16 protein-coding genes are annotated in these 13,355 nt (G+C 46.0%); 15 read left to right on the top strand and 1 reads right to left on the bottom strand.

Going from position 1 to position 13,355, the window contains the following annotated elements; translation table 11 throughout:
* Positions 1 to 21 precede the first annotated feature (21 nt).
* From G3352_RS27565 to G3352_RS27500, 14 genes are all read left to right on the top strand, one after another.
* On the top strand, positions 22 to 273 hold the full coding sequence (locus tag G3352_RS27565; protein WP_163761296.1) for a hypothetical protein: 252 nt from the start codon (positions 22 to 24) through the stop codon (positions 271 to 273).
* 99 nt (positions 274 to 372) lie between these two features.
* Positions 373 to 909 (top strand): RNA polymerase sigma factor SigY, encoded by a 537-nt coding sequence (gene sigY / locus G3352_RS27560; protein ID WP_240343258.1) that lies wholly within the window; start codon positions 373 to 375, stop codon positions 907 to 909.
* A gap of 2 nt (positions 910 to 911) precedes the next feature.
* The gene (locus G3352_RS27555) at positions 912 to 1,247 is read left to right on the top strand and encodes a YxlC family protein (protein WP_099858585.1); all 336 of its coding nucleotides are present in this window, start codon (positions 912 to 914) and stop codon (positions 1,245 to 1,247) included.
* Positions 1,240 to 1,476, top strand: a complete 237-nt coding sequence (locus G3352_RS27550) for a hypothetical protein (protein ID WP_099858586.1) — start codon at positions 1,240 to 1,242, stop codon at positions 1,474 to 1,476. The genes G3352_RS27555 and G3352_RS27550 overlap by 8 nt, the downstream gene beginning before the upstream one ends.
* 126 nt (positions 1,477 to 1,602) lie before the next feature.
* Positions 1,603 to 1,986 carry an ATPase gene (locus G3352_RS27545; RefSeq protein WP_163761295.1) on the top strand — a complete coding sequence of 128 codons (384 nt, stop codon included), beginning with the start codon at positions 1,603 to 1,605 and terminating at the stop codon, positions 1,984 to 1,986.
* A gap of 303 nt (positions 1,987 to 2,289) precedes the next feature.
* The gene (gene gatC, locus G3352_RS27540) at positions 2,290 to 2,577 is read left to right on the top strand and encodes an Asp-tRNA(Asn)/Glu-tRNA(Gln) amidotransferase subunit GatC (RefSeq protein ID WP_163761294.1); all 288 of its coding nucleotides are present in this window, start codon (positions 2,290 to 2,292) and stop codon (positions 2,575 to 2,577) included.
* 27 nt (positions 2,578 to 2,604) lie between these two features.
* Entirely contained in the window at positions 2,605 to 4,062 is a 1,458-nt protein-coding gene (gatA, locus tag G3352_RS27535; protein ID WP_064640573.1) for an Asp-tRNA(Asn)/Glu-tRNA(Gln) amidotransferase subunit GatA, read from the top strand.
* Positions 4,063 to 4,088: 26 nt separating this feature from the next.
* Complete coding sequence (gatB, locus tag G3352_RS27530) at positions 4,089 to 5,528, top strand: Asp-tRNA(Asn)/Glu-tRNA(Gln) amidotransferase subunit GatB (protein WP_163761293.1); 1,440 nt, start codon at positions 4,089 to 4,091, stop codon at positions 5,526 to 5,528.
* Positions 5,529 to 5,647: 119 nt separating this feature from the next.
* Complete coding sequence (locus G3352_RS27525) at positions 5,648 to 6,112, top strand: GNAT family N-acetyltransferase (RefSeq protein ID WP_163761292.1); 465 nt, start codon at positions 5,648 to 5,650, stop codon at positions 6,110 to 6,112.
* A 33-nt stretch (positions 6,113 to 6,145) separates the two neighbouring features.
* Entirely contained in the window at positions 6,146 to 6,856 is a 711-nt protein-coding gene (locus tag G3352_RS27520) for an MgtC/SapB family protein (RefSeq protein ID WP_099858589.1), read from the top strand.
* A gap of 146 nt (positions 6,857 to 7,002) precedes the next feature.
* Entirely contained in the window at positions 7,003 to 7,596 is a 594-nt protein-coding gene (locus tag G3352_RS27515) for a hypothetical protein (RefSeq protein ID WP_163761291.1), read from the top strand.
* 26 nt (positions 7,597 to 7,622) lie between these two features.
* The gene (locus tag G3352_RS27510; protein ID WP_163761290.1) at positions 7,623 to 9,023 is read left to right on the top strand and encodes a DUF4097 family beta strand repeat-containing protein; all 1,401 of its coding nucleotides are present in this window, start codon (positions 7,623 to 7,625) and stop codon (positions 9,021 to 9,023) included.
* A 175-nt stretch (positions 9,024 to 9,198) separates the two neighbouring features.
* Positions 9,199 to 9,621, top strand: a complete 423-nt coding sequence (perR, locus tag G3352_RS27505) for a peroxide-responsive transcriptional repressor PerR (protein WP_024631328.1) — start codon at positions 9,199 to 9,201, stop codon at positions 9,619 to 9,621.
* 139 nt (positions 9,622 to 9,760) lie between these two features.
* Positions 9,761 to 11,494 (top strand): glycosyl hydrolase family 18 protein, encoded by a 1,734-nt coding sequence (locus tag G3352_RS27500; protein WP_163761289.1) that lies wholly within the window; start codon positions 9,761 to 9,763, stop codon positions 11,492 to 11,494.
* A 121-nt stretch (positions 11,495 to 11,615) separates the two neighbouring features.
* Here G3352_RS27500 and G3352_RS27495 read toward each other — a convergent pair whose 3' ends face one another.
* Positions 11,616 to 12,020 carry a YgzB family protein gene (locus G3352_RS27495; protein WP_163761288.1) on the bottom strand — a complete coding sequence of 135 codons (405 nt, stop codon included), beginning with the start codon at positions 12,018 to 12,020 and terminating at the stop codon, positions 11,616 to 11,618.
* Positions 12,021 to 12,142: 122 nt separating this feature from the next.
* Here G3352_RS27495 and G3352_RS27490 point away from each other — a divergent pair, with 122 nt between their 5' ends.
* Complete coding sequence (locus tag G3352_RS27490; protein ID WP_345940815.1) at positions 12,143 to 13,024, top strand: nucleotidyltransferase-like protein; 882 nt, start codon at positions 12,143 to 12,145, stop codon at positions 13,022 to 13,024.
* Positions 13,025 to 13,355: the final 331 nt, after the last annotated feature.

Here is a 13,355-nt window from a genome sequence, read left to right as displayed (position 1 = left end):
AATGAGAGCGAGGAATTAGAAGTGGAAAAAAAGCGAGTGATTCAGTTGGGACAACGTGCCGAGAACCTGATCATCGAAGAAAACCGACGAGCAATGGAAAGTGGCAGAATAGAAGCAGTTACCCAGCGTCCTCAACTACATAATTACATGAATATTGAGATGAATCCAATCAAGGATCAACAGCAGAATATATGGAGAAGTCGTTTATTAAGCAGCGGAGCACGCAACCAACCGTGGTTCGACAAACTGCAAGATTACCGAAATGAAGTCTGATTGCCCGGGAAATTGTCGGCTTCAGATTTTTTTTTGGATTGAATTGAACGTTTTTGCAGAGCCTGTCGTAATAACATAAGACTGAGCGGAGAGCAGGTGATGATTCAGATGGAGGCAGCCGAACTGGAAGAGGTACAGAGAGCAATACAGGGAGATGACAGTGCACTGGCAGAACTGCTGCAGCGCCATTACGCTTTTGTGTATAAGTATCTTGTCAAAGTAACGATGGACCCCAACGTTGCTGAGGAAACGGTGCAGGATACGATGATTCGATGTATGGAAAATATTCATAGATACGATGGCTCGTCTGCCTTTTCGTCATGGATGATTACGATTGCCACCCGTATATATATCGACAAGACTAGGCGCAGACGAAGAGAACAGATTTGGCTGGAAGCAATTCGTAATCAGGCTGTACGGAAATTGCGGTGGCAATTTGAGAGCCGGAATGAAGAATGGACAGATGTAATGGATGCCATGACAAGGTTAACCCCAGAACATCGTATTACCGTCCTGTTGAAGCATTATTATGGCTATGGCTATGATGAAATTGGTGAAATGCTGGGTATTCCATCGGGAACGGCGAAGTCTCGAACTGCCTATGGTCTTCGTCAATTGAGAAAGGAGCTGGGTTGAGCATGAGCAGATCTGAGGAACAGGATGAACAAGAGATTCTGATGCGAATGCAACAACAGATGAAAGTGCTCGATGATGCGTATGAGCCTGTAAACATTCCTTCATTAGCCTCCATTGAAGCCCAAGTCAAGGAACGAAAACAAATGAAACGACGAGCCAATCGGATCGAAATGATTTTGTTCTGGATTGTGGGACTGTTCATTATCGCTTTAGGTGTCTTATTGTTCCATTCGGCTCCAGCTCTATATTTGGGTATCCAGGCTATAAGCTTGTGTGCAGCGATTGCCGTGGCAGTAATCTGGTCAGGGCGACGCCGGAAGGAGACTCGTCATGAATGATCTGCATTATTCTTTAAATGAGATTCCTCTCATATGGCTTATTCTGATTGCCATTCTTTTGCTGATACAGGGAACATGGATCTTTCAGGATGCACGCAGACGTGGCCGATTCCCCTGGTTATGGGGATTGTGGGGCATTACTGGATTCCCAACACCTTTGATCATATATTGGTTTATTGTGGTGCGAGCAGATCGCAGACCCCCTAAGCGAACGTCGGGCAAATCATAGAGTTAATGGCTTGGAAAAAAGATTTTGCACAAATGTTTTGTTTAATTCTAGTAATCGTAGACATCGCTATTCTTTTCTAGTAGACTATACAAATAATAAAAAGATAGACTACCAGGAGGTTAGACGATGCTGCGATTAGGAGAGAAGGTTGTCATCGTCGCGGATGCGTTTGAGCAGAATCTTCCTGTGGGGGAATATGGTTTCATCATCGCTTATGACCGGAATCCGGACAATGCGTTCGATTACGTGCTTCGAGTGCCGCAGGTGAATCGGAACTTTTTTGTTCCATCCGGCGACGTCGATCTAGAAGAGATTCTGCTGAAGCAGGAAGCTGAGCGGGTCGAGCGAGAAGCGTTGATAGATTACGCCCTTGCGACACACAATGAGAAACTGTTTCATCATCTGATGAACGGAGATTTTCAAGCTGTGGAAGAGGAAGAAGAAACCGCGAACGATGTTATGTCACAGGCGGATTTTATAAAGCAGGTTAACCTGCGTGCATGGATTTAGAATTTTAAGAGTCGGCTGATGCCGGCTCTTTTTTGATTAGATTAGAAAGTATGAACGTTGAAGCCCTCATTATCCTGGTTATACGTGTAAAAATTCAGTTAATTAGGTTTTGAAATGTATACTAAAGGAAGACTCCACCGTTTGGGGTTATTTTGCATATTCGGTAACTCGGGTCATTTGCATTGAATTGTCGAACTATCTCACCTATAATGAAAAAAGTTATCTTGGGACTTTAGCCCGTTAAACGGACGATTCGTTTTCGGCGGTTTCAGGAATTAGAACGAATGAAGGAGGCATCCGGAAATGAGTATTTCGAATAATGACGTTCAGCATGTGGCCAAGCTGGCCCGGCTTAATTTGACTGCTGAAGAAGAGCAGACCCTGACAGGACAGCTGAACGCGATTTTAAAATATGCTGAGAAGCTGAATGAACTGGATACAGAGAACATTGAGCCAACAACTCACGTGCTGCACGTCAGCAATGTGATGCGTGAAGATGAGACGAAGGAAAGTCTGTCGATTGGACAGGTCATGCGCAATGCACCAGAAGAAGAAGACGGGCAATTCAAAGTGCCTGCTGTAATGGAATAACGGATAACCGGAAGGAGGACGAATTACGTGAGTTTATTTGAACAATCGTTGCCGGAGATACATAACAAGCTGCACGCCAAGGAGCTGTCGGTCAGCGATCTGGTGAATCAGGCATATCAGAACATTGGTGAACGGGATGAAAAGGTTAAGGCTTATCTGGCGCTGGATGAAGAACAAGCACGTGCACGTGCACGTCAACTGGATGATCGTCTTGTTAGCGGTGAGGAGAAAGGTTTGCTTTTCGGTCTGCCTGTCGGCATTAAGGACAACATCGTTACGAACGGACTGCGCACAACATGTGGCAGCCAGTTTTTGCGCAATTTCGACCCGGTGTATGATGCAACGGTTGTCGAGAAGTTGAAAGCAGCCGATACCGTGACGATCGGAAAGCTGAACATGGACGAATTCGCCATGGGTGGCTCCAATGAAAATTCAAGCTTCTACCCTGTACGTAACCCATGGGCACTCGATCGTGTTCCGGGCGGCTCAAGTGGTGGATCTGCTGCGGCTGTTGCGGCAGGAGAAGCTTATTTCACATTGGGATCAGATACAGGGGGCTCCATCAGACAGCCTGCTTCCTATTGCGGTGTTGTCGGCTTGAAACCGACCTACGGACTCGTTTCCCGCTTTGGTCTGGTTGCATTCGCATCTTCCCTGGATCAAATTGGACCTTTGACGAAAAATGTCGAGGACTCTGCCTATGTGCTGCAAGCCATTGCTGGTTATGACGCCAAAGATTCGACATCCGCGAAAGTGGATATCCCGGATTACTTGAGCGGACTCACAGGGGATGTCAAAGGACTTCGCATTGCTGTTCCGAAGGAATACATTGGTGAAGGCGTTGATCCTCAAGTTAAAGAAACCGTCCTGTCTGCCCTGAAAGTCCTCGAAGGACTCGGCGCAACATGGGAAGAAGTATCCCTTCCGCATACCGAATATGCGGTAGCTACGTATTATCTGCTCGCTTCTTCAGAGGCTTCTTCGAACCTGGCTCGTTTCGACGGCGTACGTTATGGTGTTCGTGCAGACAATCCGGAAAACTTGCTGGATTTGTACCACCAATCCCGTAGTCAAGGTTTTGGTCCCGAAGTGAAACGACGCATCATGCTTGGAACCTATGCACTCAGCTCGGGTTACTACGATGCGTATTATTTGAAAGCTCAGAAAGTGCGTACGTTGATCAAGCAGGATTTCGACGACGTATTTGCCAAATATGATGTCATCATTGGGCCAACTGCGCCAACAACGGCATTTAAACTCGGTTCCCAAGTCGATGACCCACTTACGATGTATCTCAATGATATTCTGACTATCCCTGTCAGCCTGGCTGGTGTGCCTGCAGTTAGCATCCCTTGTGGATTCTCGGATGGACTGCCTGTCGGCATGCAGATTATCGGTAAAGCTTTTGATGAAACGACCGTACTGCGCGTAGCGCATGCGTTTGAACAAAATACGGAATTCCACAAGCAGCGTCCGCAGCTGTAGACTGCCCGGAACGGAGGAATATAGAAATGTCCGCATCTAAATATGAAACGGTCGTTGGACTTGAAGTCCATGTCGAGTTGCATACAAACTCCAAAATCTTTTGCGGCTGCTCCACTGCCTTTGGAGCTCCGCCAAATACACATACTTGTCCGGTCTGTCTCGGACATCCAGGCGTATTGCCTGTATTGAATCGCCAAGCTGTAGATTACGCGATGAAAGCAGCCATGGCCCTTAATTGCACCATTGCTGATGTCAGCAAGTTTGACCGCAAAAACTACTTCTACCCCGATTCTCCGAAAGCTTATCAGATCTCACAATTCGATCAACCGATTGGTGAGAATGGCTGGATCGATATTGAAGTTAACGGTGAAACGAAGCGAATCGGCATTACGCGTCTTCATCTGGAAGAAGATGCAGGTAAGCTTACGCACGTTGACGGCGGCTATGCTTCATTGGTCGATTTCAACCGTGTTGGTACCCCTTTGGTAGAGATTGTGTCCGAGCCGGAGATTTCTTCTCCGGAGGAAGCTCGTGCATATCTGGAGAAATTGCGTGCCATCATGCAGTACTGTGATGTATCCGACGTGAAGATGGAAGAAGGCTCACTGCGTTGTGATGCCAACATTAGTTTGCGTCCGCATGGACAGGAGAAGCTGGGAACGAGAGCCGAACTGAAAAACATGAACTCTTTCCGTGGCGTTCAGCGCGGTTTGGAATACGAGCAGTTCCGCCAAGCTGAAATTTTGGACGACGGCGGTGAAGTGGTTCAGGAAACTCGTCGCTGGGATGAAGCTCAAGGGAAAACACTGTCGATGCGTGGTAAAGAGCAAGCGCATGACTATCGTTATTTCCCAGATCCGGACTTGGTGAACCTGCATATTGATGCAGCCTGGAAAGAACGGATCAGAGCTTCCATACCGGAGCTCCCGGACGAGCGTAAAGCCCGCTATACCGCTGATTATGGACTGCCTAATTATGATGCAGAGGTTATTACCTCATCCAAAGCGGTAGCTGATCTATTTGAAGACAGTCTGAAATACACCAAGGATGCCAAAGCAGTATCCAACTGGATTATGGGCGATTTGCTTGGTTATTTGAATACCAGCAACCTTGAATTGACCCAGGTGCCACTGACTGGCCAAGGTCTGGGTGAGATGATTGGATTGCTTGAAAAAGGTACAATTAACAGTAAAATCGCCAAAACGGTATTTAAGGAAATGCTCGAGAGCGGCAAGCTTCCACAACAAATCGTTGAAGAAAAAGGTCTGGTCCAGATTAGTGACTCAGGTGCCATTCTTGCCATTGTGGAGCAGGTTGTTGCGAACAACCCGCAATCCGTGGAAGACTACAAGGCTGGTAAACAAAAGGCAATTGGTTTCCTCGTTGGTCAAGTCATGAAAGAAAGCAAAGGCAAAGCCAATCCGGGACTAGCCAATCAACTGCTTACAGATGTACTGAACCGCTAATCCATCCGGTGAGGCCGGACAGAAAGAGGCTCGTCCCTGTGACAGCCTCTTTTTGTTAGGGGCATAAGTTTGATTGTAATGTCCTGGATTCAGTGACATACGAAGGAGATGAGGTAGTTATGAAGATTCAATCTTTGTCATTGAGTGATCTGGAGACAGTAGGGCAGCTCTGGCGACTTCAGCATGTAGCTTATCGGCTCGAAGCCGAAATCATCGGTTTTCAGGAAATTCCGCCTTTGATGGATACGATGGAGACGCTGCAGAACTGTGGGGAGATCTTTTATGGCTATTTGGACACGGATGGTGAATTACTTGGTGCGGTCGCAGTGGATGAGGAAGAGATCAATACGTTGACGATCACACGCATGATGGTGCACCCTGATCATTTTCGTAAAGGAATTGCTGCAGCTTTGATGACGTATGTATTTGAACAGTATCCGGATCTTCCGCGTTATATCGTTTCCACAGGGACGTTGAACCAGCCAGCTGTGAAATTGTATACGAAATTCGGTTTTAAGCCCGTGGAAGTTGTACAGATTGCACCTGGAGTGGAATTAACGACATTTCATAAGAATAAAGATTAATGATGTGAACAACTTGGAGGAGGAATACCGGCTTTGGGCAATCCCTGGTTAATAGATGAGTGGCACATTTTATTACGATTATTACTGGCTATGCTGCTTGGAGGGCTTGTAGGCCTGGAGCGGGAGCGTTCCAATCATGCTGCCGGTCTGCGTACCCATATTCTGGTGTGCCTTGGATCTGCACTAATCATGATGTTGTCTATTTATGGTTTTAAAGATTTTGCAAATGAATTAAACGTAAGGATTGATCCGGCCCGTCTGGCTACAGCCGTTATTACAGGCGTTGGGTTTCTCGGAGCGGGCACGATTCTTTTTACCGGCAAGTCAATTACCGGACTGACAACGGCAGCTTCCATCTGGGTTGTGGCAGCCATCGGACTGGCAACAGGCGCGGGATTCTTTTTTGCCTCCATCGTGTCAACAGTCTTGGTATTACTTAATCTCTGGGTATTCAACAAGTTGGAACTTAGGTATATCCGTGGAAACAAACTGCATGTCGTTACCCTTCATACCTTGTCTGAGCCCGGTTTTCTGGAACAGGTATCTTCATTTATGGAGCAGGAGAAGATCAAAATCCGTAAAATAACGGTTAATGAGCAGGATTTGGCTTATGCAGAAATGATATCGGTTGAACGCAAAATTGAAATTGTGTTGCATGTCTACATGCCACATGAGTTCAGTGCAGTGCAGCTCGTATCCAAGTTAAGACAGTGGGAACATGTAACGAAAGTGTCGGTCGAATAAATGAATTAAACCCTCTGAGGCCTTTAGTGCCGGAGGGTTTTTGCTCATAACCATATTTCTTCCAGTTACTCTCCCGGCTCTTTAGGGTACTATCTAACCAAATGCATGAAGAGCGGGAACATCAGCCCGGAAGAAAGGAGTCGTTTATGAAACGGAAACGTCAGTCGAACAATAATTCCAGCGGAAAGCGCGGAAAACCTGTCCGAAATCGGACCCACAAGTTTATTGCCGGGTTACTAAGTGCGGTTATTCCGGGTCTGGGCCATATTTATCTCCGACTATACATGAGAGGTCTGACTTTCATGATGCTTGTGCTTCTGGACCTGTCAGCACTTTTGTATTTCTCAACTATTGGAATACAGATCAATGTACCATTGCTTATCCTACTGGCATTGTTTATTCCGGTGATTTACTTTTACAATGTATTCGATGTATTGCAATCTGCGGACTGGGTGATGATGCGCAGGAGAAGAGCGGTTACGCACAATAGCTCGGACAAGCCCATCCCTAACGAACGTTCTGCAGGGGAAGCTATGATGGTGTGGGAGAGAGGCATTTCGTTTGGACTGCTTCTGATTGTAGGAGGATCGCTGCTGGTATTGTTCTTTCGCAAACCGCGTTGGTTTAAAGAGTTAATCGCTGTATATGGCGGATACACTTTTGCTGTTTTGATGATCGCAGGAGGATTAATCCTTTTCGGACGGGAAATTTGGGTCATGCTTCGCAAGAAGAAAATCTAGTGTGAACTATTCAAGGAGGGATAGCCATGAACCGTAAAGTCCGGGTCGGCCGCTATACGGCTGCCGCCTTACTCGTAGCTGTCGGTGTGCTGTTGATTTTGGATAAACGGTGGGGAACGGACTATGTATATGAGATGGTCGATTGGTGGCCCCTCTTGATCGTTGTGTTAGGTGTAGAATACATACTGTTGTTCTTAGTGACACGTCGAAGAGGGAATGCAGCTTCAGACAACCAAAGTGAGAAAATTAAAATGCGCTTCAGACCCGATGCGAAAGGCATCCTGACGTCCCTTGTCCTGACGGCTTCTGTATTTATCGTTTCTGAGCAGGATCATTATATGCATTTGTGGAACAGGGTGAGTCTTAATCTCGGAGCAGCATCCATGGACTATAGTCAGGCAGCAGGATATATGGAAGATAAGGGCACGATTCGGGTGCCTGTAGGTATGGATACATCGGACCTCGTTGTTGAGGGAGTGAACGGGGATATCTCGGTACAGCGGGGGGAGACAGAAGAGATTGAGGTGCGTACGGTAGTTTGGGTGGATCAGACAACTGAAGTGCAGGCCAAAGCAGTGGCGGACGCTTCCTTTGTTGAGGCAGACGGGACAAAAGTGATTCATATCAAGACTACAGGCAAAACGTATGGAGAGAACGAAAAAACACAGCCGCGGATGAATATCACCATAACAATCCCGGATGATCGTCGTTTTAATCTCGATATTCGAACGTCCAATGGAGCCATATTGTTGAATCGTCCGGAAGCCATTAGTACCATTTTGGCTGAGACAGGAAATGGACGGATACGAATTACGAATGCCGTAGGTGATATTTCCGGTAAAACACTGAATGGTGATGTCGTTGTAGCAAATGCGATCGGAAATGTGGACTTGAACAGTAATCGAGGCGACATGAAGGCCCGTGGGGTTTCTGGAAATGTGAATCTGACTACTCAAGTCGGAAGTATTAGCATCGCGGACTCCGTCGGAGAGATCACGGCGGATACCCGAAACGGAAATATCAGTGTAGACGGCGCAAGTTTGGCAGTCAAAGCTCAATCCCTCAATGGCAGTATAAGTATTGTATCCGCCAAAGTAGGCGGTGACTGGGACGTTTATAGTGCTGTAGGTGCTATTAACATTTTGATTCCGGAGCGGGGGGATTATAGTCTCAGTGGTTCCAGCAGTTATGGAGATCTGCAAACGGATCTGCCGTTTAAAGTGAAGAATAAAACGATTGAGGGCCAGCTTGGTGAAGGAGAATATACGGTTAAAGTTGAGGGAAACAGTGACCTCACTATTGATCGTAATCCTGCAGTACCTCCTGTTGGAACGAATTCACTGGATTCGGAAGATACGGATGATAACTTGGAACAAATGACCGAAGACGGACAGAATTCCCAAGACCAAACGTCCGAAGTTCCCTGACTGACGCGTTGACAATAAACTTGCAATCGCCGTACAATAAATATAAACTGGCAAGGTTACACGGCAGGAAAAATGTAAAGTCGTTGTTCCAGCCGAGGATCAACTCTGAATGAAGAGGACATGTGATCACACATTCTGTCTCTGCAGAGTAATGAAAGGTAAGGCGGTGGGTTTTATGGCAACACGTGTCCAACATGCGTTGGAGCATCTGAAAACGACCGGTGTCCGTATTACACCCCAGCGTCATGCCATATTGAACTATCTGATGGAATCCATGGGGCATCCAACAGCCGATGAAATTTACCGTGCGCTTGAACCCCAGTTTCCCAGTATGAGCGTGGCGACTGTATATAACAATTTGAAGATGTTTCTGGAAGCCGGCATGGTTCGGGAATTGACATACGGAGATAATTCAAGCCGCTTCGATGCCAATGTGACGGATCATTACCATGTTATTTGTGATAAATGCGGCAAAATTGAAGACTTCAGTTATCCTTCGTTAAAAAGCGTCGAGCTTCAGGCGGAGTCAAGTACAGGATTCGAAGTACATGGGCACCGATTGGAAGTATATGGTGTTTGTAAAAGTTGCAGGGATTAAGAGAGTTGAATTACAATATTAACGTGTAGAATTCAGATTGGATTCTTCACGTTTTTTGTTTTTAGGACGATAGAATGTATATAGTTTCAGCAGCAGTTTAGCTATTTCATGATTCAGCATGATTAACGGAGGTAGACGTTTGAGTAGAAAAAGCAGATATACACGTCAGAAGCGCCGCTCGTTCTGGCCTGGATTTTTGGCTGCCTGTGTTGTCGCAGGCGGTGCTTATTGGCTAATAACGAATGTTTGGCTTAATCAGATTCATGAAGACCCCGACTGGATTGGCATGAATCAACCTATTTTTGTGGACGGACAATTAATGGATGGCGAGGCTTCAGGAACGAGAGATCAGCTTAAATTGCCTGTATCGGTACTACAAGAGGCGATCGATTCCGGAATACGTTACGAAGCTGACACAGGAGATATCATTATTGCAACACCGCAGCGAGTACTCCATATGAAGGAAGGTAGTACGAAGGCGGAACTTAATCATCGAGATTATCCCATGACGGTTAAACCGGAGGTGGTTGGCGGAGAAGCTTATATTCCGCTCAAACCATTGAAAGAAGTATATGGGATAGCTATACAGGAAGATGCTACTACAGGTGCCGTGCTGCTAATGCGTGGAGGTGACACCATTCAGTATGCGGAGATTAATACATTGTCTTCCAAGGCGGACAAAACGGTTCCTCTATACAAACGCGGAGGAGAATCTTCTTCTCCCATTATTGCTGATATGGAGCAGGACGCACGAGTAAGGGTATGGCAGACAGGTGATGACCAGAGCTTTGTTCAGTTGGATAATGGTTATGCCGGATATGTGGCTAATAAGTATGTCACTCTTACGGAGAAAAAGGAACTGGACAAGCCTAAGTTCACCCTGACTGAGGCCGAGAAAAAGTGGCAGAATAAACCGGTCAACCTGGTTTGGGAAGCTGTGTACAATCGACAGCCTGATGTGTCTTCGATTGGTAAGATGCCTGGAGTTAATGTGGTCAGCCCCACATGGTTCCATATTACAGATGGACAAGGCAACGTAAAAAGCAAAGGGGATAAAGCATACGTCAACTGGGCTCACCATTCCGGTATGGAAGTGTGGGGCTTGATGGATAACAGCTTTGATCCGGATATTACGAAAGAAGCCGTGGCCTCATATGAGACACGTACGCATATTATTGAGCAGATGCTGGAGTATGCACAGACGTATCATTTGGACGGCATTAACATTGACTTTGAGAATGTCTATACAGATGATGGACCGAACATCACTCAATTTGTACGCGAAATCAAGGCGATGGCTCGCATACATGGCTTGATGCTCTCGGTTGATGTGACGCCGAAATCGAACAGTGAGATGTGGTCTGCTTTTCTGGATCGTCGCTCGTTAGGCTCCTTTGCCGATTATATTGTCGTTATGGCGTATGACGAGCACTGGGCTGCGAGTCCAAAGGCCGGTTCGGTTGCCTCCCTTCCTTGGACTGAGTCTTCTATGAGAAGGATACTGGAAGAGGATGAAGTACCATCAAACAAATTGATTATGGCTGTGCCGCTATATACTCGAATCTGGACGGAAGAGACCAATGATCAAGGAGAAGTGAAAGTTTCTTCCAAAGCGGTAGGCATGAGCACCATCGCAGATCTGATTAAGGAAAAGAAACTCAAACCTGTTCTGGATAAACAAAGCGGACAGAATTATGTGGAATATTCCGAAGATGGGGCCACTAAGAAAATTTGGATAGAGGATGCCGTTTCGCTTCAGGCACGTGTTGATTTGGTTGCTTCGTTGAAATTGGGTGGAGTAGCTGCATGGAATCGAAGCTTCGCCGATGCATCGGCATGGGAGACGTTAAAACAAGCAGGGTATTCGAAATAAACATGAAATAGCTCTATTGAACTTATATATTAATTAATTTAATGTCTTTCTGAAATTCAAAAAAGGTCCGGTGAAGATACCGGGCCTTTTTTCTGTCTCTGGGCTTTGATGAAAAGAGCATCTAGCTGTTGGAACTCATGCCATTATCTGTGTCGGAAGGGGATGGAGGTGTGGAATGCGCTTTCAGTTGTGAACTGGTTGTATTGGCCTGATTAGGGTCCAGGGTAAGGATGGTATGACAGAACATACAACGATCCGTCTTGCCGAGCATTTTGGTTAACTTGCCACATTCCGGACAGTCCACTTGTACGGCGCTTGTGGAAAGCATACCAGCCCAGAAATAAATAGCCAGACTAGCCATCATGGCAATCAGGCCGATGACGAGTCCCACGGCGGCAAATACTTTACCTGCGTGTCCCCAGAACACAATTCCGGCAGTTCCCAGTACCATTAGGCCCATGCCTAGCATGGTCAGTAGTAGTCCCCAAGTGCGAAAAGCATTAATTTTTGCAGATTTAAAAATCATGAAAAATGCTCCTATCGTATGAGTAGTATCGGACCTGGATAAGAAGGAAACTTCAGTCTGCATGTAGAATTACATTATAACTGACTTGGCGCTTATCTGCCATGAATTGTATGGAGGGAATCGTGGAACTAAAGAACCTTGCTTTTTTGTCCGAACAGTCGGAAGAGACAGGGGCAGTTGGTGCTATCGCTTATTCCCACCCGGGAGAGCGATTCCACGGCTCCCTAATCCAGGATTTTGAATTGCTCGTACTTGTTGTGCATAATACCGACCAGTTGATATCTAAGGTTGGACACTACAAATATGGTGATCTTCGTTATCAAATGATCTATGTCAGCCGTCATGAGCTGCAGAGCAGTGTAATCACGGGGGATAACAATAACATCATGCAGTGCCTGATTGAAGGTGAGATCATCTGGGAAGCAGATAACGCTTTGAGCGATTTGCGAGAGGAACTATCTGCTTTTGGAACCGAATTGCGTGAGCAAAAGCTGCTGCATGAATTCGCCAGTTTTTTGAGAATGTATGTGGAAGCCAAACGTTACATTCAAGAGGGCCATGTTGTTGATGCTTATTACAATGTGCTTGAGGCTTTGGGGAACTGGGCTAGAATTGTACTTATTGAACAGGGGATCTACCCGGATCATGCCGTCTGGACACATGTGCAGAGTCTGGATCGTGCCTTGTGGAAGCTCTATCAGGAGCTTACAGTAAGTTCAGAGACACTGGAACAGAGAGTTGAGCTTGTGCTGCTTGCTTGTGAATTCTCAGTGATGTCCAAAATGAGTGATTGTTCCGGCTTGCTTCTGCGTGTGCTGGGAAGTAGAAGGGAGCCGTGGGGTATGGATGAACTTGTCCATCATCCACAGTTGAGATTTGTACGAGAGGATTTGCCGCTCATCCTTCGTAAGCTGGTGTTTCGTTCTATAGTAAAAGAATCGGCAGGCTGGCCATCCTTTATAGGAGGAGATGGACGGGAAATCCGCTATTGGATTGAGGCGTAGATACTCGTGAAGCCTGTCGTTAAATGGCTTATAAAGTGGGAGGGGAAACCTTCCTTTTTTGTTTGATTAATAATTTATAAAAAGAGGTTGACTCTTATTCAGGAAATATGATACATTATATTTCGTTCCTCAAACGAGCTTATCGTCAACAATTGATAAATTCTGCATTGGAATTAGTGAAGAACGAAAGCTTCAAAAAAAGAAATTAAAAAAAGTTCTTGACGAAAACAAACGAAATGTGATACATTATTTAAGTCGCCTCCGAAAACACGGTTGAGACGAAAAAAGAGTAACACAAATCGAGTTTGATCTTTGAAAACTGAACAACGAG

Origin of the sequence: Paenibacillus sp. ALJ109b (genome assembly GCF_010747435.1) — a bacterium.
Classification (GTDB): Bacteria; Bacillota; Bacilli; order Paenibacillales; family Paenibacillaceae; genus Paenibacillus; species Paenibacillus taichungensis.
The sequence above is the reverse complement of the archived record's forward strand: the minus strand, read 5'-3'. Positions and strand labels throughout refer to the sequence as shown.

Bases quoted from the DNA above. Each gene is read 5' to 3' on its own strand.
- sigY (WP_240343258.1), top strand. From the start codon at position 373: ATGATTCAGATGGAGGCAGCCGAACTGGAAGAGGTACAGAGAGCAATA.
- G3352_RS27555 (WP_099858585.1), top strand. From the start codon at position 912: ATGAGCAGATCTGAGGAACAGGATGAACAAGAGATTCTGATGCGAATG.
- G3352_RS27550 (WP_099858586.1), top strand. From the start codon at position 1,240: ATGAATGATCTGCATTATTCTTTAAATGAGATTCCTCTCATATGGCTT.
- G3352_RS27545 (WP_163761295.1), top strand. From the start codon at position 1,603: ATGCTGCGATTAGGAGAGAAGGTTGTCATCGTCGCGGATGCGTTTGAG.
- gatC (WP_163761294.1), top strand. From the start codon at position 2,290: ATGAGTATTTCGAATAATGACGTTCAGCATGTGGCCAAGCTGGCCCGG.
- gatB (WP_163761293.1), top strand. From the start codon at position 4,089: ATGTCCGCATCTAAATATGAAACGGTCGTTGGACTTGAAGTCCATGTC.
- G3352_RS27525 (WP_163761292.1), top strand. From the start codon at position 5,648: ATGAAGATTCAATCTTTGTCATTGAGTGATCTGGAGACAGTAGGGCAG.
- G3352_RS27515 (WP_163761291.1), top strand. From the start codon at position 7,003: ATGAAACGGAAACGTCAGTCGAACAATAATTCCAGCGGAAAGCGCGGA.
- G3352_RS27510 (WP_163761290.1), top strand. From the start codon at position 7,623: ATGAACCGTAAAGTCCGGGTCGGCCGCTATACGGCTGCCGCCTTACTC.
- perR (WP_024631328.1), top strand. From the start codon at position 9,199: ATGGCAACACGTGTCCAACATGCGTTGGAGCATCTGAAAACGACCGGT.
- G3352_RS27495 (WP_163761288.1), bottom strand. From the start codon at position 12,020: ATGATTTTTAAATCTGCAAAAATTAATGCTTTTCGCACTTGGGGACTA.